The following is a 25,515-nucleotide window of genomic DNA, read 5'->3' on the forward strand; positions in this document are numbered from 1 at the left end:
ATCAGGCGGGATCAGTCTTCGACCTCGTCGCGCGGGCGGCGCTTGTAGATCAGGCCCTCGCGCTCGACCGGTTCGGCGCCGGGGATGACGTGACCGTACAGCTCCAGCTTGTGACCGACCAGCTCATAGCCCAGCTTGCGCGCGATCTCGGTCTTCAGGCGCTCGATCTCGGCGTCGAAGAATTCGATGACCTCGCCCGTCTTGGTGTCGATCAGGTGGTCGTGGTGATCCTCGCCGGCCTCTTCATAACGGCTGCGGCCGTCGCCGAAGTCGTGCTTCTCGACCACGCCCGCCTCTTCGAACAGGCGCACGGTGCGATAGACGGTGGCGATGGAGATGTGCGGGTCGATCGCCGAAGCTCGGCGATACAGTTCTTCCACATCGGGGTGGTCTTCGGCGTTCGACAGGACGCGGGCGATCACCCGACGTTGCTCAGTCATGCGCATGCCGCGCTCGGCGCAGAGTTTTTCGATCCGGTCCATGCGGCGAAGATAGGATGGACCGTCGCCTTATGGAAGCTACCCAGAGAAGTTCAGGACAAGCGTCAGGGCGTCCTCGCGACGGCCGTCCGTATGCGAATAATAGCCGCGCCTGCGGCCCATCTCGACGAAACCGCTTCGGGCGTACAGGGCGCGGGCGGCGACGTTGCCTTCAGCCACCTCCAGGAACATGCGCTCAGCCCCCAGAGCAGCGGCGCGCACCACCGCCGCCTCGACCAGACGCGCCCCCAGTCCGGCCCGCCGCGCCGTCGGGCGAACCGCTAGGGTCAGGATCTCCGCCTCATCGACCACGACGCGGACGAGGATGAAACCTTCGGCCTCAGCCACTGCAAAAACGCCCGGCGAGGCCAGAAGCTCGGCCAGCGCCGCAGAGTCCCACGGCGTCTCAAACGCCTCAGCGTGGATGATCGCCAGATGGACGGGATCGACCGGCGGAAAAATCGGAGCCTCGCTCACGCGGCGGGTTGGCGTGGCTGGCCCGGCAAGCGGCTGGGCGGCGTAGCGTCGGGCGCGCGCAGATACAGGGGCGCCGGCAGTGAGGTCGCCGGATCGGCGGCCATCGTCAGGCGCGCCAGCGCTTCGGGATTTGGCGCGGCCAGCGGTTCAAGCCCGGCGTCCGCCAGCTCGGGAAAGGTCTCGGCCAGAAGCGTCGCCCCGCTGCCGACCAAAAGGACGCCGCCCAGAACGGCGCTCCCCTGACCGGCCTCGGCCAGAATGCGGTCGCGCGCCGTCTCCAGCGGCCAGGCTTCAGCCTCGCCCAGAGCCGCCCCGTCGCGGAACAGCCGCCCATAGACCTGGCCCCGGCGGGCGTCGATCACGGCGGCGACCAGGCCCGGCGCCGCAACCGAAGCGGCCAGGCCGTCCAGCGTCGAGATCCCGACCACCGGCCGACCCAGCGCCGCGCCCAACCCGAGGGCGAAAGCCAGTCCGACCCTCAGGCCCGTGAAGGAGCCCGGCCCCACCGTCACGCCGATCCGGTCCACGCCGTCGAAACCGCCCGCCTCGGCCGCCGCATCGCGCGCCAATCCGCCCAGCCGCTCCTGATGGCCCTTGGTCATCAGCTCCCGGCGCAGGCCCAGACCGCGCACCGCGCCGCTCGCTGCATCGTCCGCGAACACCCCGGCGACGCAGGCGCCCAGCGCCGTATCAATGACCATGACCTTCATGATCCTGTCCCTAACGCCAAACCGGCGCCGATGCGACCGCTCAGCGTCTTGCGTCCGTCAGGCCGCCGCCATCGCCTGGGCTACACGGGTCAAGGCCCGTCGCGCGGCGACATCGGGAATACGGGCGAAAGCCTCGGCCAGGCCTCGCCCCTCTGCGCTGATCAGCACCGGATGCAGCACGGCGCCCTCCCCCTCGACGCTCGAACGCGCGGGAAAGAAATCGGCCACCGAACACCCCATGGCGACGGCCGCCTGATGCAGGCGGGAAGCGGAGACGCGATTGGCCCCGGTTTCATATTTCTGGACCTGTTGGAAACTGACGCCCAGTTCCCGCCCGAGAACCGATTGCGACCAGCCCAGGGCCGACCGGCGCGCGGCGATCCGCAGGCCGACGGCCTGGTCGATATGATGACTGCGACGCGACATGACCCCTCCGATTTCAACCAGAGAGTTTCACGATCAAGCCCTCATTACAACTATTTTGTTTCATTCATCATCAAGACGGCTGGTGACCGCGGACATTGACTGGATGCGCGAGCGCGCGATCCGTTCCGACTGATCCAGCGCGCCAGCGCCGAGGACTACCACCTCCGCATCATCGGCCCGGTCATAGAGGCGAACCTTCCGCACCCCGTCTTCCATCTGGATGACGCAGCCCTGCCCCCGACGCGGCCAGCGCCCCAGCACATATTCCAACACCGTGCCTGCCGAGGCCCAGGGCGTCAGTTCATCGGTCTCAAGCCGCAAGCGCCGGGCCTGAGCGGGTGCGTCCTCGAAGGCGCGGCCGCGCGCCGAAAGCCCTTGCGGCGCGGCGACTTCAGGAGAGGATTCTGGGCGGCGCGGCTGCCTGGACACGGCTGGATCGTCCTGCGATTGCAGCACCAGCGCCTCGGGCGTCGCGTCCAGGGCGCCGGTCAGACGTCGCTGAACATCGGGACGAAACAGACCGGGACGCTTGCCCGCCTCATAGAGGCCCCAGCCCTGGCCGGTCATGCCGATCCGGGCGCCGGCTTCGGCCTGGCTCAGCCCGCAGTCGCGCCGCAGCGCCGCCAGCGCCTCGCCCAGAATCCGCGCCTCGCCCAGAGCCCGCGCCTCGGATGTCTCGCCTGAACCTGCCATCGCGCCATCATGCCCCGCCGACCCGCCGGGCGCGAGCGTTTCATGTGAAACAGATCGGCGAAGGCGTCAGATGACCTGTTCGACGCTGGTCACTTCGGGAACATAGTGGCGCATCATCTGCTCGACCCCGGCCTTCAGCGTCGCCGAGGAGGACGGGCAGCCGGCGCAGGCGCCGCGCATCCGCAGGCGCAACACCCCGGTCTCTTCGTCAAAGTGGTCGAACAGGATGTCGCCGCCGTCCTGGGCCACGGCCGGGCGGATGCGGGTATCCAGCAACCCCTTGATCTCGGCCACGATCTCGCTGTCGGGCGCTCCATTTTCCGGCGCCGCTTCCGCCCCCGCCCGCATCAGCGGCGCGCCCGAGACGAAGTGATCCATCACCACCGACAGGATCGGCGCCTTCATCGCCGTCCAATCCGGCCCGTCCGCCGCGCGCGTGACCGAAACATAGTCGGCGCCGAAGAAGACGCCCTCGACGCCTTCCAGCTCGAACAAAGCCTCGGCCAGGGGCGAGGCCGCCGCCTCGTCGATGCTGCGGTATTCCAGCGTCTGTTCGCCCGCGACATCGCGGCCGGGCAGAAACTTCAGGGCGTTCGGATTAGGGGTGGCTTCGGTCTGGATGAACATGACCCGCAGATGCGCCCTGTCGCGCACGGGTTCAAGAGGCCCGCCGGGCCGTGCTCGTGCACTTTCATGCCCAAATGCGCTTTCATACAAGGTCACGCTTGCGCTTCGTCGACGGCGCCCTCACCGTGGCGGCCATCTCCGGTCGCTCCCGGCCGGCGAGTTCTTAGTCTGACGGGCGCCGCGCCCGTCGCCTGCCGGAGCCCCCGACATGTCCCGCCTGACCCTCGCCGCCGCCGCTGCGGCCCTGGCCGTCTGCGCCGCCCCCGCCGTCGTCGCTGCGCAGGACGCCGCTCCCGCCGCGCCCGCCGCCCAGCCCGCCCCCTCGCCCGAGGAAGCCGCCTTCGAGGCCAAGGGCGAAGCTTTCAACGCTGAGGCTGAGCGCATGAAGGCCGAACTGGACGCCGTGATCGAAGACCCGGCTCTGGATCCCGCCGCCAAGCAGACGCGCGCCGACGCCATCATCACGCGCTATGAGCCGACCTTCAACGCCTTCGCCGACGAACTGGCCGCCTTCTTCCGCACCTTCGCCGAGAAGCCCGAGAACGCCGAGAACAAGGACCAGATCCTGGCCGCCGCCGAGGCCGCCCCGGCCCAGATCCGCGCCGTTCCGGCCCAGATCCGTCAGGCCGTGGCCCAGGCCGTGACCGCCCCGGCCGCCCCCGACGCCCAGGACTGATCAAACGGGAGAGAGGGCGCCCTTCCCGGCGCCTTACCGCGATTTCACTTGAGAGTGCGCGCCCTTCGGCGGACCCTGCCGACATCCGCTGAAGGAGCCTCGTCATGGTCCGCGCCCTCTCTCTTGTTCCCCTGTCTCTGGCCCCCCTGTCCTTGGCCGCCGCCCTGGCCCTGCTGCCGGTCTCGACCGCCGTGGCCGAGACGCAGAAGACCTCCGCCGAACTGCGCCTTGAATCCGCCGCCGCCGTCTTCGAACAGAAGATGGAGGAGTTCGGCGCAAGGGCGGAACGCATCCAGGCCGACGACAGCCTGAGCGAAACCCAGAAGGGCCTGCGCATCGCCGCCCTCTGGTCGGACTATCAGCCGCACGTGGCCGACTTCACCGCCGAGACGACGCGCCAGGCCGGACAGATCGCCCAGGCCGCCCTGGCCGAAATCGACATCGAAGCCATCGTACGCGAGGCGACCGCCGGGATCGCGCCGATGGTCGAGAGCGTGTCGACCAACGGCGCCTGGGCTCAGGCCGACCCCGACCACATGGTCACCTATGGTCTGATCGCCCAGTACGGCATGGACCAGGCCCTGGATGCGATGGACGAGGTCGAAGCCGCCCTGGCTGTCCCGCCCTCGCCGCCCGTCCCGCCGATTCCCTCTGAAACCTGATCCGATGACCGCGACGGCTTGACGCAGCGCCCGGCACGCTCGAAAGGGCCTCATGGCCGCGCTTCCTGTCGATCCGCATCTGTATCTGGCTTTTGTCGGCGTCATGGCCGTGATGGCGGTGACGCCCGGCCCCGCCAACATCTTCGCCGTCGCCACGGGCATGGAGAAGGGCAAGGCCGCCGCCCTGACCGCTGTCGTGGGCATGAACTCGGCCACCCTGGTCTGGTTCGGCGCCGCCGCCCTGGGCCTGGGCGCCTTGGTGATGGCCTTCCCCCAGGTCTTCCGCGTCATCGCCGTCCTGGGCGCCCTCTATGTCGCCTGGCTGGGCGTAAAGGCCCTGCGCGGCGCCTTCGCCACCGCCGCCGAGCCTTCGCACATCGAGGTCAAGCGCGGGCGTAGCGCCCTGATCGACGGCTTCATGGTTCAGATCGCCAATCCCAAGGCCATCCTCTTCTTCACCGCTGTGCTGCCGCCCTTCCTGGACATCAACCGCCCGCTGGCGCCCCAGTTGGCCCTGTTCGCCGTCACCACCATCGGCATGGACGGCCTGTCGATGTGCGGCTACGGCCTGGGCGGGGCGGCGCTGGCGCGACAGATGACCGCGCCGCGTTTCCGCAAAGGCTTCGGCATAGTCGTCGGATGTCTTCTGCTGCTGGCCGCCGTCCTGATCGTCTCACGTCTGTGAAGCGCGATTTGGAACTTGGCCGTTCACCCGTCGTTCAGACCGAAGAGCGTTCACTGAACGCTCAAGGAGAGTTTTCCATGATCAAGCTTCGCAAGACCCCGGTGCTGATCGCCCTGGCGGGCGCGCTCGCCCTCAGCGCATGCGCCACGGCCACCCCTTATCAGCCCGCCGGCGTGAACGGCCAGCGCGGCGGCTACGCCGAGCAGCGCCTGGAGGCCAACCGCTACGCCGTCAGCTTCTCGGGCAATTCCGTCACCTCGCGTGATCAGGTCGAGATGTCCCTACTGCTGCGCTCGGCCGAACTAACGGTTGAAAACGGCTATGACTGGTTCGCCACCGTCACCCGCGCTACCGACCGCGACACGCGCTTCTACACGACGCCGGACCCCTTCTACTACGACCGCTACGGCCCCTACTGGGGTCCGTCCTGGCGCTTCTACCAGCGCGGCTACTGGAGCACCTGGGACCCCTACTGGGGCCGGGACCGCGACATCCGCCAGGTCGACCGCTATGAGGCCACGGCCGAAATCGTCATGGGGCGTGGTCCCAAGCCCGCCGGCGACATGAACGCCTTCGACGCCCGCGAGGTCATCAACAACCTCGGCCCGCGCGTGATGCGGCCTGGGTCTTAAGGGGGCGCCGCTAACGCTCGCGACGCGGTCGCTCGCTGCTTGAGCGACATGAAAGACAGCTAGCAGCGGCTCGCTGCTTGAGCGGCGAGAGGCCCTGAAACGACAACGCCCGCTTCCGGCGACGGAGGCGGGCGTTTCTGCGCCAGGCGCTGGCGTCAGCCGACGCGGGGGTTTTTCAAACGGCGCTTGTTCGAGTGGGTGGCGGGCGCTGTACCCAGGGCCTCCGGTACCTCGCCCTTGAAGTAGAAGCGCTGCCACGCCTCCTTGGCCGCGTCGGGATCGCCCGAAGCCAGACGAGTGTTGAAATCCGTCCGCGACCGGTTCCAGGCGTCGAACTGCCCCTTCATGCCAGGGTTGGACTCCAGCGAGCGGATCACCGGCTCGAACTGCTCCACCTTGCGGTGTTCGACCGGCAGGATGAAGCAGAAGGGCTCGCCCTTCTCGAACTTCACCCGTCCCGGCCGCGTGAAGATCCAGTTCATGGTGAAGGGAAACGGCAGCCAGTCCGTCTCGATCAGGCCGCTCAGCGGCTGGATGCCGTCCTTGACGTGGTTGGGGGACCCTTGCGCGATCAGGCCCCAGCCCGGCGGCGTGCGGAACAGATACTGCGGGTGCATCGTCAGCACCCCGCGCGAAAAGTGCGAGCTGACGAAGTGGTCCATCTCCGGCTGATGCCGGTCGGGCGTGATGGTGATGTCGTTCTGCGACGGCCCGCCGTTCCACTCGGCGGTGAAGCCGAACGGGCACAGGATCTCCCAACCCGTGGTGTTGGCCATCGTCAGCGGCAGACAGCGATAGGGGTGTCGACTGGCGAAGGCGTCCATCCAGTTGCGCGACTGGCGGCCCGGCACCAGGTCGCACGGACGCGCATTCATCGGATAGCATTCCAGTTCCAAGACGCGGCTCCCCAAGCTTGACGAATGAAGTGACGACCCTGAGGGTCGCCCCACTCCCCTATCGCCCTCGCCGCCCGCCCGACAAGACCGAGATGACCGCCAACACCGACCTCGCCGCGCAAACCCCGACTTCGCCCGCCCCCGAACCCACCTACGATCGCGCCCGCCTGCTGGCCTGGATGGCCGAGCACGGGATCGCGCAGACCACCCACGACCACCCCGCCGTCTTCCGCGTCGAGGAAGGACTGGAGCTGAAGGCCGCCCTGCCCGGCGTCCACACCAAGAACCTGTTCCTCAAGGACAAAAAGGGCCGCCTGTGGCTGATCTCGGCCGCTCAGGACACGGTCATCGACCTGAAGCGGGCGCACCGCGCGATGGGCTCGGACCGCCTGTCTTTCGGCAATGAGACCCTGTTGTGGGAGACGCTGGGCGTGCGCCCCGGGTCGGTCACGGCGCTGGGTCTGATCAACGACCTGGACCGCCGCGTGACCTTCGTGCTGGACCAGCGCCTGTGGGAGGCCGACGTGGTCAACTTCCACCCCCTGGCCAACACCGCCACCACCGCCCTGAGCCAGAACGACTTCCGCAAGGTGCTGGCGCTGCTGGAGCGGCAGCCGATTGTCGTGGACTTCGACACACTGGACTGAAACCAGCGTCTTCTATATGAACCATATACATATCGTATATGGAGAAGCCCCCATGGGCATCGTCAACATCGAGGACGAACTGCACGAACAGCTGCGCCGCGCCAGCCGCATCTCGTGCCGCTCGATCAACGCCCAGGCCGCCTTCTGGATCAGGATCGGCATGTTGGGCGAACTGAACCCCGGCCTGTCCTTTCAGGAACTGGCCGCGCGCGAGCTGAAGGCGGCGGGCGTCGCCGCCCCCGACCAGACGACGGATCAGGCCGCCGCATGACCAAGACCCCGGCCGAGATCGAACTGATGGCCGAGTCCGGGCGCCTGCTGGCCTCGGTCTTCACCTGGCTGGACGGCCTGCCGCTGGCGGGCATGAACACGCTGGAGATCAATGACCGGGTCGAGGCCTTCATCACCCACGACCTGGCCGCCCGTCCCGCCAGCAAGGGTCAGTACGGCTATGGCTTCGTGCTGAATGTCTCGCCCAATCAGGTCGTCTGCCACGGCGTGCCGTCGCGCGACGACGTGCTGAAGGACGGCGACATCGTCAATCTGGACATCACCCTGGAAAAGAACGGCTTCATCGCCGACTCCAGCAAGACCTATCTGATCGGTCAGGTCGCCGGTCCCGCCCGACGTCTGGTCGAGACGACCTATCAGGCCATGTGGAAGGGCATCCGCGCCGTGCGTCCCGGCGCCACCCTGGGCGACGTCGGCCACGCCATCGAGCGCCACGCGACGCGGCGCGGCTATTCCATCGTGCGCGACTTCTGCGGCCACGGCATCGGCCGCGAGATGCACGAGGCGCCTCAGGTGCTGCACTTCGGCCGCCCCGGCGCCGGCCTGACCCTGCGCGAAGGCATGGTCTTCACCATAGAGCCCATGCTGAACCAGGGGCGCCGCACCATCCGCACCGAGGATGACGGCTGGACCGTGGTCACAGCCGACGGCAAGCTGTCGGCCCAGTTCGAGCACACCGTCGCCGTCACCCGCGACGGCGTCCGCGTCCTGACTCTTCGCCCCGACGAGCGACGTCTGAACGCCTAGCCAGCGCTCGACACGGAAAGCTCTGTTTCCGCACTATTTCTCGGGAGCGGCGAAGCGTAAGATCAACGTTCGATCACACGCCGCATGCAAGGCGGTTCCATCGCGTCAGGCCCTGGAAGGGGACGGTGCATGAGACTGTTCTGGAAAGCCTTCGCCGTGGGCGGCGCCGGTCTGGTGTTGGCCGGGCCGATGACCGCCCTTCCATCGTCGGACGCCGCAATGATGCTACGCCCCAAAGGCCTTTTCGGCGGCGTCTGCGGGGCAGGCCGGGGCGGCGGCGGTCTGACCCGCAGCCTGCTGGTCGCCTCGGCCGTAGCGGCGCCCGCCAGCCAGATGCAGCCCATCCCCCTTTATCCCGACCTGACCGCCTCGCCGTTCAGGGCGACCACCGACGACGCCGAGGCGCAACGCTATTTCAGCCAGGGGCTGACCCTGGCCTACGGCTTCAATCACGCCGGGGCCGTGCGCTCCTTCCGCGAGGCGCAAGGCCGCGATCCCGACTGCGCGGTCTGCTGGTGGGGCGAGGCCATGGCGCTAGGTCCCAATATCAACGCCCCGATGGATGAGCGCGACCGAGCGGCGGCGCTCAGGGCCTTGAACCGCGCCCTGGTCCTGCGCGACCGGGCCTCGCCGCGCGAACAGGCGCTGATCGAGGCGCTGGCGCTGCGCTATTCGAACGATCCGGCGGCCGATCGCGCCTCGCTCGACGCCGCATACGCGGACGCCATGCTGGCGGTCGCCGCCCGCTTCGCCGCCGATGACGACATCGCCGTCCTGGCCGCCGAGGCGGCGATGGACACCACGCCGTGGAATTATTGGGCGGCGGACCAGCGCACCCCCGTCGGCCGCATCGGCGAGGCGATCCGCCTGATCGAGACGGTGCTGGCGCGCGCCCCCGATCACCCGCAGGCGGCCCACCTCTACATCCACCTGATGGAGGCGGCCGATCCCGCGCGCGCCGAGGCGGCGGCCGACCGCATGGCCGTTTCCCGCCCCGCCAGCGCCGGTCACCTGGTGCATATGCCGGGCCACATCTACGTCCGGCGCGGCCGTTACGCCGACTCCATCCGCCTGAACGTCGCGGCGGCGCGGGCGGACGAGGCCTTCATCCGCGATACGGGCGACGAGAGCCTGGTCCGCTACGGCTATTATCCGCACAACATCCACTTCATCGTCGCCTCGGCCCAGATGGCCGGCGACATGGACACGGCCCTGAGCGAGGCGCGGCGCCTGCGCACCGTGCTGGACCCTGACACTTCGGCCCGCATCGCCTGGGTGCAGTTGATCGACGCCGCCCCCTATCAGGCCCTGGCCCAGTTCGCCGAACCGCGCGCCATCCTGGCCGCGCCTGAAGCCGACGCCCGCCTGCCCTACGCCGTCGCCATGCGCCACTATGCCCGCGCCGTCGCCTATGCCCGGCTAAGGGACCAGCGTGGCTTCGACCGCGAACTGTCGCAGTTGGCCGCCCTGCGATCCTCCGACGCCTTCGCCGACATGGTGGAACAGGGCGTCCCGGCGCCCGAACTGCTGACCCTGGCCGAGGCCGTGGCGCGAGGCCGCATGGCGATGGCGCGCGGCCGTCCGGCCGAGGCGGCCGGCCACTATCGCCGCGCCGCCGATCTGGAAGCCGCCCTGCCCTATACAGAACCGGCCTACTGGTATTATCCGGTGCTTCAGTCGCTGGGCGCCGCCCTGTATCAGGCCGGTCGTCCGGATCAGGCCGCCGAGGCCTTCCGCCTCGCCCTGGCCCAGACCCCGAACAACGGCTGGGCCCTCTACGGCCTGGCCCGCGCCGAAGCCGCCCAGGGCCGCGCCGCCGAAGCCGCCGCCGCCGATCAGGCGCTGAAGACCGCCTGGCTGGGCGACGCCCGCTGGCTGCGAATGGATCGGCTATAGATCCTCTTCCTTCTCCCCTTGTGGGAGAAGGATGCGTGATCAGCCATCCCCCCTGCGCCCCTGTGCTAGACTGTCTCTCTCACAGAAAGATTTCAGACGATTCAGACGAATTGGACTCTCTTTTTCCGCTTCCGGCGCCTTCCCATGCGGCAAGGCGCGCTTGCGGCTTGATGCGCACGCATCCCGACGCCATCTGATCCGTTATCTCCCTTCGACCCCTATGCGGACCCGACCATGACCTTCGCCGACCCGTCCCTGACCACCCCGCCCGACCTGATCAAGGACGGCACGGACGCCTCCTTCATGCAGGACGTGGTCGAGGCCTCCAAACATCAGCCGGTCATCGTCGATTTCTGGGCCACGTGGTGCGGCCCGTGCCGCACGCTGGGCCCCGCGCTGGAGAAGGCCGTGCGCGCCGCCAAGGGGGCGGTGAAGATGGTCAAGATCGACGTCGACGCCAACCCGGCCTATGCGGGCCAGCTGCGCGTGCAGTCGATCCCCACCGTCTACGCCTTCGTCAACGGCCAGCCGGTCGACGGCTTTCAGGGCGCCGTGCCCGACAGCCAGATCAAGGCCTTCATCGACAAGCTGACCGGCGGCGAAGGCGTCAACACCGACGTCGAGCAACTGCTGTCGCTGGGCGAGGAGTCGCTGACCCTCAATGATCTGGGCGGCGCCGCCCAGGCCTTCGCCCACGTGCTGACGATGGAGCCGGACAATCAGAAGGCCATCGCCGGCATGGCCCGCGTCTATCTGGCCGAGGGCGACGCCGAACAGGCGGCCCAGACCATCGCCATGGCCCCGGCCGACTCGACCGAGCCGACGGTTCAGGCCGTGCGCGCCCAGCTGTCGCTCGCCTCGGCCGCTCCGTCCGGCGCGAGCGCCGAGCTCGAAGCTCGGCTGGCCGCCGACAAGAACGACCATGAGGCCCGCTTCGACCTGGCCCAGGCCCTGGCCTCGTCGGGCGACCTGAAGGGGGCGATGGATCACCTGCTGACCATCGTCCAGGCCGACCGCGACTGGAACGAACAGGCCGCCCGCAAGCAGTTGCTGACCGTGTTCGAGGCCGCCGGCCCCAACAGCGAAGTCGCCCGCGACGGACGACGGCGCCTATCCTCCATCCTGTTCTCGTAACGGCGCGATCATGGCTCAGGGCTACGTCAAGGCCAGCGAACTTCCGCAGGTGATCCCGGTCTTTCCCTTGCCGGGGTCCATCCTTCTGGCGCGAGGCCAGCTGCCGCTGAACGTGTTCGAGCCGCGCTATCTGAACATGGTGGATGATGCGATGGCGGGCGACCGGATGATCGGCCTGATCCAGCCGGTCGGCCCCGCCGGGGTCAATCCGCCCCTGACCCGCGTCGGCTGCGCCGGGCGGATCACCAGCTTCGCCGAGACCTCGGACGGGCGCTATCTGATCACCCTGACCGGGGTGTGCCGTTTCGTCGTGGCGACCGAGATGCAGGTACGCACCCCTTATCGGCAGGTGCGCGCCGACTTCCTGCCTTATGAAGCCGACCTGCGCGCGCCCGATCCCGACGAGGCCTTCGACCGCGAGCCCTTCCTGTCGGCCCTGGCGCCCTATCTGTCCGGGCGCGGTCTGGACATCGACTGGGACACCGCCCGCGCCGCGCCGCAGGAGGCGCTGGTCAACAGCCTGGCGATGGGCCTGCCCTTCGAAGCGCCCGAGAAACAGGCCCTGCTGGAGGCCCTGACCCTGATCGACCGCGAAGCCGCCCTGACCGCCCTTCTCCGCATCGAAGCCATCGCCCCCGACGACGACGAACCCGGACCGGCGATGCAGTAGCGTCCAACCGCATCCAAAGATAAAAGCGCAACCCAGACACGGGCGCACGGCGCCCTCAAGCAGCAAGCGCCCGTGGCGCGAGCGATAGGGCACCTAAATCATGAGCGACGCCTTCAACACCCCCGTCTCGGTCGATCCCCGCCTGCTGGAGGTGCTGGTCTGCCCGGTCACGCGCGGCCGCCTGACCTATGACCGCGAGCGCAACGAGCTGGTCTCGGCGGGCGCCAAACTGGCCTTCCCCATCCGCGACGGCGTGCCGATCATGCTGGCCGAAGACGCCCGCCCGCTGGACTGACACGCTCTACGCGCGGGCAAAAGAACGTCAGCGGCCCTCAAGCAGCGAGCCGCCGCGCGGCGAGCGATCGGGCCTCTTTAAAGCGCTTCTCCTCGGAGAAGCCGAGGCAGATCCCCCGTCGCTCCGCCCGCCTCGTGCATGAAGGCGCGGCGCAGGGGGGCGATGCGGTTGACCGCCGCCATGCCCAGATCGCGGGCCAGCCGCACCGGGGCCACGTCGTTGGAGAACAGGCGCACGAAGCCGTCGAAGCCCGCCGCCAGCGCCGCCGTGTCGAACCGGCGCCAGCGGGCGTAACGCTCCAGCACCAGTTCCGAGCCGATGTCCTCGCCGATGCGGGCGGCCTCGGCCAGTACCTCGGACAGGGCGGCGACGTCCTTCAGCCCCATATTCAGCCCCTGCCCCGCCACCGGGTGCACCCCGTGGGCGGCGTCGCCGATGATGGCCATGCGCGGCGCCGTCAGGCGCTCGGCCAGCTGCAGGGACAGGGGATAGACGAAGCGCGGCCCCTCGATCGTCAGCCCGCCCAGAAAGTCGCCGAACCGGCGCGTCAAATGGGCGTGGAAGGCCTCGTCCGAGGCCGAGCGCAGCGCCTCCCCCCGGCGAGTGCTCTCGGTCCAGACCAGATTGGCCCGGTTCTCCGTCAGCGGCAGGATGGCGAAGGGGCCGTCCGGGAGGAAATACTCATGGGCGACGTTGCCGTGCGGCTTCTCCATGCGGACGGTGCAGACTACGCCGCTCTGCTGATAGGTCCAGCCGAAGACGTCGATGCCCGCCGCGCGGCGCACGGTCGAGTTGCGGCCCTCGGCCCCTATCACCAGCGGCGCCGACAGGGTCGAACCGTCCTTCAGCGTCACCGTCGCCCGACCGGGCCCGACGGCCACATCGGCCACGGCGGCGGGAGCGCGGACCTCCAGCCCCTGAGCGTTCACCAACTCGGCCAGGGCGGCGCGCAGGCGGCGGTTCTCGACCATATAGCCCAGCGGCTCTCCGCCATTGCGGTCGCCGATCTCGTCCGCATCGAAACGGATATAGGCGGCCGAAGGCTTGCGACTGGCGGCGCCGGGGCGGCGGCCGTCCGTCACCAGAATGCGGTCCATGCGGCAGGCGTGCGGCTCCAGCGCCTCGCCCAGACCCAGAGCCTTCAGCATGCGGAAGTTCGCGTAGGAGATGGCCGTCGCCCGCCCGTCGAAGGTCGGCGCCATCTGGGCGTCAAAGGGCTGAGGGTCCACCATGACGGGGCGCAGCCCCCCCTGCGCCGCCGCCAGCGCAAAGGTCGCCCCGACCAGCCCGGCGCCGGCGATGATGATGTCGTAGTCGTCCGATCCGCTCATGCTCTCGTTCTAGGCCCCTATCGCGCGTCACGCCACCTCAAGCCCGCCCGCCGAATGGGACATAAGGGCTCATCCCGCCCGCAAAGACCGGGCTGGTAAATGCCGCTTTAACCTTATGCGAGGCATTAGGGATCGGAGTCCCGCTGTCAGTCCCATTTCTGGGGGTCCGCCTTCATGTCCGCCGCCCTCGCGCTCGGTCAACGTGTCTGGAGCACCGCCCGCATCGTCTGGGCGGCGCCTTTCGCCGTGCGGTTCAGGGGAGTGCTGCAGGCCATGCTGGCCGCCCTGCTGCTGGTGGCCCTGATCTCGTGGAACCCGGCCGACCCCAGCTGGAACGCCGCATCCGCCCAGGCGCCGACCAACTGGCTGGGCGGCGCGGGCGCGACCTTCGCCGATCTGATCATGCAGTCGCTGGGACTGGCCGCATGGCCCGCCGTCCTGCTGCTGATCGCCTTCGGGCTGGCGGTGGCGATCGGCGACGCCCTGCAGCACCGGCTGCAGCCGACGCCGTTCAAGATTTTCTGCGCCGTCGCGGGCGTGCTGCTGCTGTCGGCCGCCCTGTCGGCCCCGGCGGCGCCCGCGAAATGGCCGCTGGCGGCGGGTATGGGCGGGCTGTGGGGCGACGCCGTCACCGGCCTGGCCGCCAACGGTCTGGGCGCGCTGAAGGTACCGGCCGCGCGCATTATTCTGGGCCTGCTGTTCCTGGCGCTGGCGCTGTGGAGCCTGGCCTATACCGTGGGCCTGCGCCTGCGCGACTTCACCGACACCGCAGGCTGGGCCGCCCAGAAGGGCGCCGAGGCCCGCGCCGCCCGTCCTGCCAAGGCCGCCAAACCGGGCAAGACCCCGCGCGCTGCCGCCGAGGCCGCCGCCCCGGCCCGCAAGCCGCGCCATCGCCTGCCGGACGCCGACGAGATGGAAGCCGACGGTCCTCTGTCTGCACCCGCCCCGGCTGCTTCGCCTTCGGTTGCAGCCGCCTATGATGAGACCGACGAAGCCGACGCCTATACTCCGCCGTGGGAGGACGCGGCGCCCGCCCCCATCGCCCCGCCCTCGGCCCGCGCGAACCGACCGGCCGAACCCAAGGTGGCGGCGGTCAAGGCGCCCAAGCCCGTCCGCAGCGACGCGGACCAGCAGGCCTTCGACTTCGCCAATGAGGGCGGCTTCGAACTGCCGCCGCTGGGCATTCTGGCCAAGCCCGGCCAGCGCGGCGGCGCCGTCGACGAGGAATCGCTGAAGGCCAACGCCAAGATGCTGGAGGGCGTGCTTCAGGAGTTCGGCGTGCGCGGCCAGATCGACCAGATCCGCCCCGGCCCCGTCGTCACCCTGTATGAACTGGTGCCTGCGCCCGGCGTGAAGCACGGCCGCGTCGTGGCCCTGGCGGACGACATCGCCCGCTCCATGTCCGCCCGCGCCTGCCGCATCAGCGTGGTTCAAGGCCGCAACGCCATCGGCATCGAACTGCCCAACGCCAAGCGGGAGACCGTCTTCCTGCGCGACCTGCTGGCGTCGGGCGAATACGACAAGAAGAGTCATCTGCTGCCGCTGGCGCTGGGCGAGACCATCGGCGGCGAGCCCTATGTGGCGGATCTGGCGCGAATGCCCCACCTGCTGATCGCGGGCACCACCGGCTCGGGCAAGTCGGTCGGGGTCAACGCCATGATCCTGTCGATCCTGTATCGCCACTCGCCCGCCGAGTGCCGCTTCATCATGATCGACCCCAAGATGCTGGAGCTGTCGGTCTATGACGGCATCCCGCACCTGCTGGCGCCGGTCGTGACCGATCCCAAGAAGGCGGTCGTGGCCCTGAAGTGGACCGTGCGCGAGATGGAGGACCGCTATCGCCGCATGTCCAAGCTCGGCGTCCGCAACGTCGCCAGCTACAACGACCGCGCCCGCGAGGCGCAGGAAAAGGGCGAGCATTTCGAGCGCACCGTCCAGACCGGCTTCGACGAACAGGGCCGCCCGGTCTATGAATCCGAGAAGATCCGCCCCGAGCCCATGCCCTATCTGGTCGTGGTCATGGACGAGATGGCCGACCTGATGCTGGTCGCGGGCAAGGATGTGGAAGGCGCCGTCCAGCGTCTGGCCCAGATGGCGCGCGCTGCGGGCATCCACCTGATCATGGCGACGCAGCGCCCGTCGGTGGACGTCATCACCGGCACCATCAAGGCCAACTTCCCGACCCGGATTTCTTTCCAGGTCACCTCCAAGATCGACAGCCGCACCATCCTAGGCGAACAGGGCGGCGAGCAGCTGCTGGGTCAGGGCGATATGCTCTATATGGCGGGCGGCGGACGCATCACCCGCCTGCACGGCCCCTTCGTCGGCGACCAGGAGGTCGAGGACGTCTGCAAACACCTGAAGGCTCAGGCCGAGCCGGAATACCTCGACCTGATCACCGACGAACCGGACGGCGACGGCGACGGCGCCATGGGCGATGAAGGCGGCGGCACCGGGGACGACCTGTATGACCGCGCCGTGGCTGTGGTCACGCGCGACCGCAAGGCCTCAACTTCTTACGTCCAGCGCCGCCTTCAGATCGGCTACAACCGCGCCGCCACCCTGATCGAACGCATGGAGCAGGAAGGCGTCGTCAGCCCGGCCAACCACGCCGGCAAGCGCGAGGTGCTGGCCGGGCCGCCTCCTATGTAGCCTCGGCTACGCCGAGGGCGCAGCTGCGCTGCCGGGCGCTATCGCTCGCGACGCGGTCACTCGCTGCTTCAGCGCCCAGTCGCGCACGCAAGCCGGGAACTCCGCGCTCCACTCGACGCTTAAACGCCTCACGTCCTCAAGCAGCGAGCGACCGCGTCGCGAGCGCTAGGACACTAAATCCATGAACGCCGCTTCATCCCAGCGCCGGAATATGGTCAGGCTGGCGTCATCAGCCTGCCGGATGAAGTCCTCATCCTCATTGGGTCGAAAACCGTTCAGAACGGGAGAAGAAAAGACATGAGCATTTCCCGCCGCGCCTTCGGCCTCGGCTCCGCCGCCCTGGTCGCGCTCGCCGCCGCCCCCGCCGCCGTCCTGGCTCAGGCCGGGCTGTCGGCCGACGATCAGGCCGTGCTGCGTCAGGCCCAGACCTATCTGACCAGCATGACGACGGCGCAGGGAACCTTCGTCGAAACCGGGCCGAACAATCAGCGCCGCACCGGCCGCTATTATCTGCAACGCCCCGGCAAGATGCGGTTCGAGTACACCGACCCAGAGGGCCTGCTGGTCGTGGCCGACGGCAACAACGTCAGCCGCTGGGACCCGCGCCTGAATGTCTTCCGTCAGGCGCCGCTGGGCCAGACGCCGCTGTCGACCTTCCTGGCGCGCGAGGTCCGGCTGGATCAGGGCGTGACCATCGACCGGGTGACACGCATGGATTCGGGCGCCTTCGCCATTACCGCCCGCGACGCCAAACGGCCGAACGAGGGCTCTGTGATCCTGGCCTTCGCCGGGTCGCCTGTCCGCCTTCAGGAGTGGACCATCACCGATGCCCAAGGCTCGCGCACGCGGGTGCAGCTGACCACGCTGGAGCCTGCGCCCGGCCTAGCCGCCAGCCTGTTCCAGCTGCGCGATCCGACCCGTCGCAACCGCCGCAACTGACGTCACAAACGTGACGTGATCGGCACACATAAATTACAACGATGACAGTTTGACCTTTTTTATTGCCCGTGACACTTTGGGCACAGGACGGCGGCGGCCGTCCCGCCCGCCACGGATTCATCCCCGCCTGGCGGCGAGAGAGACGAACTTCAAGCGCCCGGAGCCTTGCTCCGGGCGTCTTTTTAATCCGACGACGGCCCCGCCCCGTCGTCGGCTTAGACCCTGCTCCGCCAAGCTGCTAAGGCCCGTGGCATGAGCCTTCGCATCGTCACCTGGAACATCAACTCGGTCCGCCTGCGCATCGATCAGGTCGCCCGTTTCGTCGCCGAGAACGCCCCGGACGTCCTGTGCCTGCAGGAGATCAAATGCACCGAGGATCAGTTCCCGCGTCAGGCCTTCATCGACATGGGCCTGCCCTACCTGCGGATCGGCGGCCAGAAGGGGTGGCACGGAGTAGCCATCGCCAGCCGTCTGCCCATCCTTGACAGCCCTAGGCTGGACGTCTGCCGCGAGGGTCACGCCCGCTGCGTCTCGGCCGTGGTCGAAGGCGTGGAGGTGCAGAACTTCTACATTCCAGCGGGCGGGGATCTGCCGGATCGGGCGCTGAACCCCAAGTTCGATCACAAGATGGACTTCTATGAACGGCTGACCGCCGAGATGAAGACCCGCGACCGCCAGCGGCCTCTGGTCCTGGCTGGCGACTTCAACATCGCGCCCGGCGAGAACGACGTCTGGAACCACCGCTTCATGTCCAAGGTGGTCAGCCACACCCCCGGCGAGGTCGAGACCCTCTACCGGCTTCAGGACGCCGGAGGCTTCGCCGATGTGGTGCGCGACCAGATTCCCGATCCGGTCAAACTGGCCAGTTGGTGGAGCTATCGCGCCAAGGATTTCCGCAAGTCGAACCGGGGCCTGCGCCTCGATCACCTGTGGACCTCGCCCGGCCTGACCCCCGCCGTGGTAAAGGGCAGCGCCCGCATCCTCGACACGGTGCGCGAATGGGAGCGGCCCAGCGACCACGCCCCGGTCGTGATGGATCTGGACGTCTGAACCCGCCTCAGAACGGGAAGAAGATCGGGATCGCCGCCATGCCGGTGGCCCAGGTGATCAGGTTCAGCGGCAGGCCGACCTTCACGAAGTCCATGTAGCTGTAATTGCCCATCTGATAGACGAGCACGTTCGTCTGATAGCTGAAGGGCGTGGCGAAGGCGGCCGACGCCGCCATCATCACCGCCACCAGAAACGGTCGCGCATCCACCCCCAGCGCCGCCGCTATGGCCACGGCTATCGGCGAAAACAGCACCGCCACCGTGGCGTTCGACAGGATGTCCGTCGCGAACAACGTCACGCCGTAAAACACGAACAGCGCCGCCCACGGCCCATAGGGGCGGATCACGTCGATCAGGGCGTCGGCGCCGGCCTGCGCCAGCCCCGTCACCTCCAGCGACGAGCCGATGACCACCATGCCCGCCACCAGCAGCAGGATTTCAGGCCTCAGCCCGGCGTAGGCTTCCTCGGCGGTGATCACCCGCATCAATATAAGAGCCACCGCCCCGGCGAAGGCCGAGGCCGCAATGGGCGCCAGGCCGAAGGCCGAAGCGACGACCACGGCGACGAAAACGGCCAGAGACGCCAGGGCGCGTTTCAGCTCCAGCGGCCGCTCGGCGCCTTTTTCATACAGATCGACATTGCCCAGCACCGCATCGCCCGACCCGCCAGGGCTGGCGCGCTGTTCCATCAGCCACGGCAGGCGGAAGGACGACAGCAGGCTGCGCTTGCCCTTACCGGCCTCCTCGGCTTCCCGGCGCGCCGCCATTTCGGCTTCATCGCGCGCGGCGGTCTTCTCCAGCACCCGCGAGCCGATGAAATACAGATAAAGGCCGCCGACCGTGGCGATGCACAGACCCACGCCCGTGATTTCAAACAGAGAGAAGACCGGCTGACCCGTATTGCGGGCCATGTCGCTGACCAGCAGATTGGTCGAGGTGCCTATCAGGGTCAGCAGACCGCCCATGATGACCGCATAGCTGAGCGGCATCAGGAACCGCTTGGGCGACAGGCCCAGGGACAGGGCCATGTCGCGGACCACCGGCGCCGCCAGCACCACCACCGGCGTGTTGTTCAGAAAGCCGCCGACCGCGCCGCACAGGCCGATCACGATCCACACGGCGTGTCGCCCGAACACCCGAGTCATGCCCTTGGCCTTGCGGATCAACCAGGCCAGCAGGCCCGACAGCTCCATCGCGTAGGCGATGACGAACAGCCCCGCCAGGGCCATGATGGCCGGGCTGGCGAAGGCGCCCTGAACCTCCACCGGGCGCACCACGCCGAACAGCAGCAGGGCCGCCGCGCCGCTGAGCGCCACCACATCGGACCGCAGACGTCCATGGATCATCACCCCGACCACGACGATCAGGACGACGAGAGCGATAATCTGGTCCAGCGTCACCCGCGCAAGAGCCCCTGTTCCGCCAGACGCCGGACCCGTTCACGGGCCGGGGCGCCAATCCGTCATTCCCGTGTTAGGCTGCTTCCATGTCGATCACAACGACCCGTCTCGCCGCGCCGATCGCCCTGGCGGCCGTCCTGCCCCTTCTGGCGTCGTGCCAGAAGCCGTCCGAGCCCGCCGCGCCCGAGGCTCCGGCGCCCGCCCCGCCGACGGTCGTGCTGGACTCCACCCTGAACCGCGCCGCCCTGCTGGCCGCCCTGACCGAAGCGAGAACCGCCACGGCCGACGGCCGCCCGCGCGACGCGGCTCTGAGCGGACGGACCGTATCGGTGCGTCTGCCTTTCGGTTGCGAAGGCGCAGGATCAACCGAGCAGGCGCAGCCGGGCCTGCCGACGCTGGCGCGCGGCGACGACGGCAGCCTGATGCTGAGAGTTCTGCCTGAAGATCTCGCCGCGTCCGGCCTCGTGATCACGGCGGGCGCTGACGACGCCGCGACTTCCAGTCCCTGGGAGGCGGTCGAAGGATTCTGGATCGCCCGTCCCTGGAGCGGGCTGGAAACCTGTCGCCCAAGCGAGGCCGCGCAGACGGCTCTCCAGCCAGCGCAAGAAGCTGAAGTAGAAAGCAAATCCGAGGCCGAGGGTGTCGTTTCGCCTGCGCCTCAGCCGTCCGTTCAGACGGAGCGCACCTCAGGACTGGCGGCCGTGTTCGAGACGGGCGGCTCGCGCCTGGGCCGCCGTCAGGGCCAGGCCTATGTCCATGTCATTCGAGGAGACAGGGGCGTCGATCCGACGCCGGCGCCGGGAGGCTATGCGCTGCGTCTGGAGGGGCGGTTGACCGCCTTTGCGGACGGAAAAGCCGTCCACTGCGTCCAGAAGGACGCCGAAAGCCGTCCGGTCTGCGTCGCCGCCCTGCGGCTGGACCGGCTGGCCTTCGAGGATGGAGCCACGGGCGCCCTTCTCAGCGAATGGCGCCCGCGTTGAGCTGATGTCAGGCAGCGCCCAGCAGGGCGGCGCCGGCCAGGACGCCCAGCAGGATCAGGGTGACGCTGCCGGTGAAGACGACGACGCCTTCGAACGAGAAGCCCGAAGCGCGGGGATGCACGAGTTTCATGATTGAGTTCCTTTCGGCGAGGGAGTTCCGAACAGCCTCAAGATAGGAAGCGCGACCGTGAAGGACAAACCACGGTTCGGCCGCATCAAGTGAGCTTAAGTCACCTGATCCGTTTCTGCGTCCCGATCCGGCCGCGATTCCGCCACGATCCAGTTGAGGAAGCGGCGCAGCTTGGGTTCGTCCGCCCGTTCGGGCAGGACCACGGCCCAATAGGCCAGATCATTGGTCAGGGCGTGGTCGACCGGCTGGATCAGCCGCCCCTCGCGAAGCTCCTCCGCCGCCAGGGGCGCCGAGGTCAGGGCCACGCCCCGCCCCGACAAGGCGGCTTCCAGCGCCAGATGGCTGTGGCTGAAGTGAGGGCCGCGCAGATGGTTCACGCGCGGATCCTCGACTCCGGCGCTTTCGAACCAGGCCTTCCAGCCCAGTCGGTTCGCATAGGGCATGTCATGCCAGGTCTCGTGGATCAGCACCACGTCCAGCAGATCGGAAGGCTGGTTCAACCGCCGCGCAGCGGCGAAGGACGGGGCGCAGACCGGGATCAGCCGCTCAGTGACCAGCCGCCGCGCCACCTGGCCCGGATAAGGGCCTTCGCCATAGCGCAGCGCCACGTCCGCCTCGCCGTTCGACAGGTCGGCGATGCGGTCCTCGGCGAAGACGATCAGGTCGAGGTCGGGATTGTCCTCGCTGAACCGATGCAGACGCGGGGACAGCCATTTGCTGGCCAGGGACGGCAGGGCGCTGATCCGCAACTGACGCGAGCGGCCGGGCCGCACGGCGTCCAGAGCGCTTTCCAGCCGCTCAAAGGCGTCGGCGACGCCCTGGGCCAGGCGGACGCCATCGGCGGTCAGCCGCACCGAGCGGTTGAAGCGGTCGAATAGGCGCAGGCCCAGCCGCATCTCCAGCGCCTTCACATGGCGACTGACGGCGCCGGGGGTGACGCCCAGTTCCTCGGCCGCCTCGCGGAAGCTGCCGTGGCGGGCCGCCGCGTCGAACGCCCGAAGAGCCACCAGCGGCGGGGTCGGGCGGCGTTCGCTCATCGGCAGATCAAGGCTGGAGGCGGTAGCCGCCGGCATCGGTCAGCAGCAGCCGCGCCTGACCCGGCTCGGCCTCGATCTTCTGACGCAGGCGGTAGATGTGGGTTTCCAGCGTGTGGGTGGTGACCCCGGCGTTGTAGCCCCACACCTCGGTCAGCAGCTCTTCGCGCGACACCGGCTTGGCCCCGGCGCGATAGAGATACTTCAGGATGTTGGTTTCCTTTTCCGTCAGCCGGACCTTCTTGCCCTTGTCGTCGACCATCAGCTTGGAGGCCGGGCGGAACTCATAGGGGCCGACCTGGAAGACGGCGTCCTCGGACTGTTCATGGCTGCGCAGGTGGGCGCGGATGCGCGCCAGCAGGACGGCGAACCGGAACGGCTTGGTGACATAGTCATTGGCCCCGGAGTCGAGGCCCAGAATGGCGTCGGAGTCCGACGACTGCGCCGTCAGCATGATGACCGGGGTCGAAATCCCGGCCTTGCGGATCAGGCGACAGGCCTCGCGGCCGTCCATATCTGGAAGGTCGACGTCCAGCAGGATGAGGTCGGCGCGCGCCTCCTTGGCCTGACGCACTCCATCGGTCGCCGTCGCAGCCTGAGCCGGGCGGAATTCCTCGTGAAGCGCCAGCTGCTCGGCCAGGGCCTCGCGCAGGTCGTCGTCGTCGTCGATGATCAGAATGGTCTTGGGCGTGCGCATGGTCTCTTTAGAATGGCGAGGCTTGGGCCGAACGCCAAGGGCGCCGGACAGGATATTGCGTCCTAAGAGGTCGCAGGCGCCGTATTTCGTTCCCCGAACAGGGCCGAACCGACCCGAACATGGGTCGCCCCCGCCGCAATCGCCGTCTGATAATCCCCACTCATGCCCATCGACAGCACGCCCAGGCCGTTACGCGCGGCGATGGCGGCCAGCAGGGCGAAATGCGGCGCCGGGTCTTCATCGGCGGGCGGAATGCACATCAGGCCCTCGACCTTCAGGCCGTATCGGTCGCGGGCGGCGGCGATCAGGGCGTCGGCGTCGCCGGGCCGGACCCCCGCCTTCTGCGGCTCGGCGCCGGTGTTGACCTGAACCAGCACGCTGGGGCGCCGTCCCGCCCGCGTCATGGCGGCCGCCAGAGCGGCGGCGAGCCGTTCACGGTCCAGCGTCTCGATGACGTCGAACAGTTCGACCGCTTCCAGCGCCTTATTGGTCTGCAAAGGGCCAATCAAGCGCAGTTCCAGATTCGACAGGGCGGCGCGACGGGCCGCCCAGTGGCCTTGCGCCTCCTGCACCCGGTTCTCGCCGAACACGCGCTGGCCGGCGTCCAGCGCCGCCTGCAGCGCCTGTGCCCCTTGCGTCTTGGACACGGCGGTCAGCACCACTGAGGCCGGGTCGCGGCCCGCCGCCTTTGTCGCCTCGGCGATGCGGCCCCGCACCTGGGCGAAGCGGTCAGCGATGGACGAAACGGCGGCGGCGGGATTAGGGACGGTCATGATGCCCCTGTCTGACACCCTGTCCGAAGAAGCGCAAAGTCTGTGGGACGCCGCCCGCGCCCTGGCGCTCACGGCGCTGCATGGCGGTCGCACCCTGCCTCCCCTGCTTTTCTTCACCGACCCGGCGCGTACGCCCCGACCGTGGGAGACGGCCGCCCGACTGCCTGCCGGAGCAGGCGTGGTCTTCCGTCACTTCGGCGCCGCGGATCGAGTGGAGACCGGACAGCGCCTGCGCGAGGCGACGCACAGGGCCGGGGTTCGGCTGCTGGTGGGGCTGGACGCCGAATTGGCCGAGCGGATCGGGGCGGACGGCGTGCACCTGCCCGAACGGGCGCTGTCGGCCGCCTATGCCTTGTCAGGACGACGGCCGGACTGGCTGCTGACCGGGGCGGCCCATTCCCCGGAAGCAGTGCGGACGGCGCGGGATCTGCACGCCCTTGTGCTGTCGCCGGTCTTCCCGGCGGGCGGCGCTTCTGCGGTCAAGCCAGCGTTGGGGGTAGAAGGATTTTCGGCTCTGGCGGCCCTGGCCCCCTGCCCGGTCTACGCTCTAGGCGGGATCACGGCGGTCAATGCGTCGCTGCTGGCGGTGTCGAGCGCGTGCGGTCTTGCGGGTGTGGAGGCGATCCAGACGGCCTTCGCCGGCTAGGCTCAGAACTTGAAGATGGTCTCGAGCCGGACGCGCGGGGCGGCGCGGCGGTCGGCGGCGCTTTCGGGCGCGCGGGCCGGGTCGACTTCAGGCGAGGCCAAGTTGGCGGCGGCGCCGACGCGCAGGCGCGGGCTGAGGCGGTAATAGGCCCCGGCCTCGACATCGCCCCAGTCGGCTTCGCGGCCGACCGGCTGGTTCAGGTTGAAGTTCAGACCCCAGCGGCCGTTCTCGTTCCAGCGCAGGCCGCGACGCTGGGTCGGGGTTGCAGGCGTGGTCGAGGACTGGGCGGCGATATCGCTGAGATTGACGGAGGGGGTGCGGGCGCGCGTCTGAGCCGAGGCGTCGTTCGTCATCCCGGCCAAGGCCAGGGCGCCCACGCATCCAGCGATGACGGCGACGAAACGCATTCCACCTACCCAAAAGACCGACTTGAGCCGCCGATCCGTTATTGACGAGCCGGAACCATCCGACCTGGGGATAAGATATGGACTCGAGCCTCGCGGTCAACGCATGGAAGCCAAGCGATCACGGTTAGAGGCGACTCCGGCGGCCCCTGTGGCGCCTGCGTCACGCCGTTCCGACCTTTTGCCGTCGATATTGGCGGCGAGGAACGCCGGTTCGCCTTGTCATAGCCCCTTTTCAGCGTGTTATAGAGCGTCGCTGCGGCGCGTGCGCGCGCGGTCTCTTTCGATGATCGCCCCTCGGGGGGCCCTCGGAAGCGCCCGGCGTACGTCGTCCACCCCTTTACGGAGACTATGGAATGGCTCTTGTTCGCGGCGCTGCGGTCGCCCTGATCGCCTCGGGACTGCTGCTCGGCGGCTGCTCCAGCCTGCCCTTCGTCGGCGGCGGCTCCAAGGCCAAGGCGCCCAGCATGGAAGCCCAGCTGGGCATCGGCGTGAACGCCTATCTGTGGCGCGCCACCCTGGACACCCTGTCCTTCATGCCTCTGGCCAGCGCCGACCCCTGGGGCGGCGTGGTGAACTATGACTGGTACGTCAATCCGCAGACGCCGAACGAGCGTTTCAAGGCGACCGTCTTCATCCTGGATCGCCGCCTGCGCGCCGACGCCCTCAACGTCGCCGTGACCAAGGAAGTCAAGGACGCCTCGGGCGCCTGGGTCTCGGCTCCGGTCGCGGCCCAGACCGAAACCGATCTGGAGAACGCCATCCTGACCAAGGCGCGCCAGCTCAACCTCGCCAACGCGGCCCGTCGCTAAGGACCGGCCGCGCCTCACCTTTCGT

General features: G+C 68.6%; 31 protein-coding genes. 17 read left to right on the plus strand and 14 right to left on the minus strand.

All coding sequences use genetic code 11. The features are described from left to right. Positions 1-11: 11 nt before the first annotated feature. From RSD66_RS00785 to RSD66_RS00810, 6 genes are all read right to left on the minus strand, one after another. Positions 12-482 (minus strand): Fur family transcriptional regulator, encoded by a 471-nt coding sequence (locus tag RSD66_RS00785; RefSeq protein ID WP_003167517.1) that lies wholly within the window; start codon positions 480-482, stop codon positions 12-14. Positions 483-518: 36 nt separating this feature from the next. Then, on the minus strand, positions 519-956 hold the full coding sequence (gene rimI, locus RSD66_RS00790) for a ribosomal protein S18-alanine N-acetyltransferase (RefSeq protein WP_346524457.1): 438 nt from the start codon (positions 954-956) through the stop codon (positions 519-521). Beyond that, entirely contained in the window at positions 953-1,666 is a 714-nt protein-coding gene (gene tsaB / locus RSD66_RS00795; RefSeq protein ID WP_415288650.1) for a tRNA (adenosine(37)-N6)-threonylcarbamoyltransferase complex dimerization subunit type 1 TsaB, read from the minus strand. Before tsaB ends, rimI begins: the two co-directional genes overlap by 4 nt. A gap of 57 nt (positions 1,667-1,723) precedes the next feature. Continuing rightward, positions 1,724-2,092 carry a helix-turn-helix domain-containing protein gene (locus tag RSD66_RS00800; RefSeq protein ID WP_024354391.1) on the minus strand — a complete coding sequence of 123 codons (369 nt, stop codon included), beginning with the start codon at positions 2,090-2,092 and terminating at the stop codon, positions 1,724-1,726. Between the two features lie 60 nt (positions 2,093-2,152). Next, positions 2,153-2,785 (minus strand): helix-turn-helix domain-containing protein, encoded by a 633-nt coding sequence (locus tag RSD66_RS00805; protein WP_415288651.1) that lies wholly within the window; start codon positions 2,783-2,785, stop codon positions 2,153-2,155. 66 nt (positions 2,786-2,851) lie between these two features. Next, a complete protein-coding gene (locus RSD66_RS00810) occupies positions 2,852-3,412 on the minus strand; it encodes a NifU family protein (RefSeq protein ID WP_415288652.1) in 561 nt (186 codons plus the stop codon). Between the two features lie 208 nt (positions 3,413-3,620). Here RSD66_RS00810 and RSD66_RS00815 point away from each other — a divergent pair, with 208 nt between their 5' ends. The 4 genes from RSD66_RS00815 to RSD66_RS00830 all read left to right on the plus strand — a co-directional run bounded on the left by RSD66_RS00815 (position 3,621) and on the right by RSD66_RS00830 (position 6,067). Then, complete coding sequence (locus RSD66_RS00815; RefSeq protein WP_024354388.1) at positions 3,621-4,088, plus strand: hypothetical protein; 468 nt, start codon at positions 3,621-3,623, stop codon at positions 4,086-4,088. 104 nt (positions 4,089-4,192) lie between these two features. Beyond that, positions 4,193-4,750 (plus strand): hypothetical protein, encoded by a 558-nt coding sequence (locus tag RSD66_RS00820; RefSeq protein WP_024354387.1) that lies wholly within the window; start codon positions 4,193-4,195, stop codon positions 4,748-4,750. A gap of 52 nt (positions 4,751-4,802) precedes the next feature. After that, positions 4,803-5,435 (plus strand): LysE family translocator, encoded by a 633-nt coding sequence (locus RSD66_RS00825; RefSeq protein WP_024354386.1) that lies wholly within the window; start codon positions 4,803-4,805, stop codon positions 5,433-5,435. A 77-nt stretch (positions 5,436-5,512) separates the two neighbouring features. Further along, positions 5,513-6,067 (plus strand): CC0125/CC1285 family lipoprotein, encoded by a 555-nt coding sequence (locus RSD66_RS00830; protein WP_119413155.1) that lies wholly within the window; start codon positions 5,513-5,515, stop codon positions 6,065-6,067. Between the two features lie 155 nt (positions 6,068-6,222). On the opposite strand, the gene RSD66_RS00835 is transcribed toward RSD66_RS00830, so the two are convergent. After that, positions 6,223-6,963, minus strand: coding sequence for a DUF6065 family protein (locus RSD66_RS00835; RefSeq protein WP_119413156.1), 741 nt, complete (start codon positions 6,961-6,963; stop codon positions 6,223-6,225). Between the two features lie 179 nt (positions 6,964-7,142). On the opposite strand from RSD66_RS00835, the gene RSD66_RS00840 reads away from it, so the two are divergent. From RSD66_RS00840 to RSD66_RS00870, 7 genes are all read left to right on the plus strand, one after another. Next, a complete protein-coding gene (locus RSD66_RS00840; protein ID WP_415289613.1) occupies positions 7,143-7,610 on the plus strand; it encodes a prolyl-tRNA synthetase associated domain-containing protein in 468 nt (155 codons plus the stop codon). Positions 7,611-7,662: 52 nt separating this feature from the next. After that, the gene (locus tag RSD66_RS00845) at positions 7,663-7,881 is read left to right on the plus strand and encodes a ParD-like family protein (protein WP_415288653.1); all 219 of its coding nucleotides are present in this window, start codon (positions 7,663-7,665) and stop codon (positions 7,879-7,881) included. Continuing rightward, positions 7,878-8,648: a type I methionyl aminopeptidase gene (gene map / locus RSD66_RS00850; protein WP_415288654.1), complete on the plus strand. Its 771-nt coding sequence runs from the start codon at positions 7,878-7,880 to the stop codon at positions 8,646-8,648. The genes RSD66_RS00845 and map overlap by 4 nt, the downstream gene beginning before the upstream one ends. Positions 8,649-8,777: 129 nt before the next feature. Then, positions 8,778-10,544, plus strand: a complete 1,767-nt coding sequence (locus RSD66_RS00855) for a tetratricopeptide repeat protein (protein WP_415288655.1) — start codon at positions 8,778-8,780, stop codon at positions 10,542-10,544. A gap of 234 nt (positions 10,545-10,778) precedes the next feature. Next, on the plus strand, positions 10,779-11,678 hold the full coding sequence (gene trxA, locus RSD66_RS00860) for a thioredoxin (protein WP_415288656.1): 900 nt from the start codon (positions 10,779-10,781) through the stop codon (positions 11,676-11,678). 10 nt (positions 11,679-11,688) lie between these two features. Beyond that, positions 11,689-12,348 (plus strand): LON peptidase substrate-binding domain-containing protein, encoded by a 660-nt coding sequence (locus tag RSD66_RS00865; protein WP_024354378.1) that lies wholly within the window; start codon positions 11,689-11,691, stop codon positions 12,346-12,348. Between the two features lie 100 nt (positions 12,349-12,448). Then, positions 12,449-12,643, plus strand: coding sequence for a Trm112 family protein (locus RSD66_RS00870; RefSeq protein ID WP_003166576.1), 195 nt, complete (start codon positions 12,449-12,451; stop codon positions 12,641-12,643). 77 nt (positions 12,644-12,720) lie between these two features. Here RSD66_RS00870 and RSD66_RS00875 read toward each other — a convergent pair whose 3' ends face one another. Beyond that, positions 12,721-13,974, minus strand: coding sequence for a UbiH/UbiF/VisC/COQ6 family ubiquinone biosynthesis hydroxylase (locus RSD66_RS00875; RefSeq protein ID WP_415288657.1), 1,254 nt, complete (start codon positions 13,972-13,974; stop codon positions 12,721-12,723). A gap of 174 nt (positions 13,975-14,148) precedes the next feature. On the opposite strand from RSD66_RS00875, the gene RSD66_RS00880 reads away from it, so the two are divergent. The 3 genes from RSD66_RS00880 to xth all read left to right on the plus strand — a co-directional run bounded on the left by RSD66_RS00880 (position 14,149) and on the right by xth (position 18,615). Continuing rightward, the gene (locus tag RSD66_RS00880; RefSeq protein WP_415288658.1) at positions 14,149-16,626 is read left to right on the plus strand and encodes a DNA translocase FtsK 4TM domain-containing protein; all 2,478 of its coding nucleotides are present in this window, start codon (positions 14,149-14,151) and stop codon (positions 16,624-16,626) included. A 297-nt stretch (positions 16,627-16,923) separates the two neighbouring features. Next, the gene (locus RSD66_RS00885; RefSeq protein ID WP_415288659.1) at positions 16,924-17,565 is read left to right on the plus strand and encodes a LolA family protein; all 642 of its coding nucleotides are present in this window, start codon (positions 16,924-16,926) and stop codon (positions 17,563-17,565) included. A 252-nt stretch (positions 17,566-17,817) separates the two neighbouring features. Then, complete coding sequence (gene xth, locus RSD66_RS00890; protein WP_119413164.1) at positions 17,818-18,615, plus strand: exodeoxyribonuclease III; 798 nt, start codon at positions 17,818-17,820, stop codon at positions 18,613-18,615. 7 nt (positions 18,616-18,622) lie between these two features. Here xth and RSD66_RS00895 read toward each other — a convergent pair whose 3' ends face one another. Further along, entirely contained in the window at positions 18,623-20,014 is a 1,392-nt protein-coding gene (locus RSD66_RS00895; protein ID WP_119413165.1) for an SLC13 family permease, read from the minus strand. Between the two features lie 86 nt (positions 20,015-20,100). On the opposite strand from RSD66_RS00895, the gene RSD66_RS00900 reads away from it, so the two are divergent. Continuing rightward, on the plus strand, positions 20,101-20,994 hold the full coding sequence (locus RSD66_RS00900) for a hypothetical protein (RefSeq protein WP_415288660.1): 894 nt from the start codon (positions 20,101-20,103) through the stop codon (positions 20,992-20,994). Between the two features lie 7 nt (positions 20,995-21,001). Here RSD66_RS00900 and RSD66_RS00905 read toward each other — a convergent pair whose 3' ends face one another. The 4 genes from RSD66_RS00905 to RSD66_RS00920 form a co-directional block, all read right to left on the minus strand. Beyond that, positions 21,002-21,124: a hypothetical protein gene (locus tag RSD66_RS00905; protein WP_003168275.1), complete on the minus strand. Its 123-nt coding sequence runs from the start codon at positions 21,122-21,124 to the stop codon at positions 21,002-21,004. A 95-nt stretch (positions 21,125-21,219) separates the two neighbouring features. Further along, positions 21,220-22,161: a transcriptional regulator GcvA gene (gene gcvA, locus RSD66_RS00910; protein WP_415288661.1), complete on the minus strand. Its 942-nt coding sequence runs from the start codon at positions 22,159-22,161 to the stop codon at positions 21,220-21,222. A 7-nt stretch (positions 22,162-22,168) separates the two neighbouring features. Next, entirely contained in the window at positions 22,169-22,855 is a 687-nt protein-coding gene (locus RSD66_RS00915) for a response regulator transcription factor (protein ID WP_003168277.1), read from the minus strand. 62 nt (positions 22,856-22,917) lie between these two features. After that, positions 22,918-23,628 (minus strand): YggS family pyridoxal phosphate-dependent enzyme, encoded by a 711-nt coding sequence (locus RSD66_RS00920; protein ID WP_415288662.1) that lies wholly within the window; start codon positions 23,626-23,628, stop codon positions 22,918-22,920. Between RSD66_RS00920 and RSD66_RS00925 the strand changes: the two genes are divergently transcribed. Further along, a complete protein-coding gene (locus RSD66_RS00925) occupies positions 23,627-24,274 on the plus strand; it encodes a thiamine phosphate synthase (RefSeq protein WP_415288663.1) in 648 nt (215 codons plus the stop codon). The two genes, RSD66_RS00920 and RSD66_RS00925, sit on opposite strands and share 2 nt — an antisense overlap. Positions 24,275-24,276: 2 nt before the next feature. Here RSD66_RS00925 and RSD66_RS00930 read toward each other — a convergent pair whose 3' ends face one another. Continuing rightward, the gene (locus RSD66_RS00930; RefSeq protein ID WP_415288664.1) at positions 24,277-24,681 is read right to left on the minus strand and encodes an NtrZ family periplasmic regulatory protein; all 405 of its coding nucleotides are present in this window, start codon (positions 24,679-24,681) and stop codon (positions 24,277-24,279) included. A gap of 353 nt (positions 24,682-25,034) precedes the next feature. On the opposite strand from RSD66_RS00930, the gene RSD66_RS00935 reads away from it, so the two are divergent. Continuing rightward, positions 25,035-25,490, plus strand: coding sequence for a DUF3576 domain-containing protein (locus RSD66_RS00935; RefSeq protein WP_024354367.1), 456 nt, complete (start codon positions 25,035-25,037; stop codon positions 25,488-25,490). The last annotated feature ends 25 nt before the right edge of the window (positions 25,491-25,515 follow it).

The sequence above is a fragment of the Brevundimonas sp. S1H14 genome (genome assembly GCF_047716865.1).
Lineage (GTDB): Bacteria > Pseudomonadota > Alphaproteobacteria > Caulobacterales > Caulobacteraceae > Brevundimonas > Brevundimonas naejangsanensis.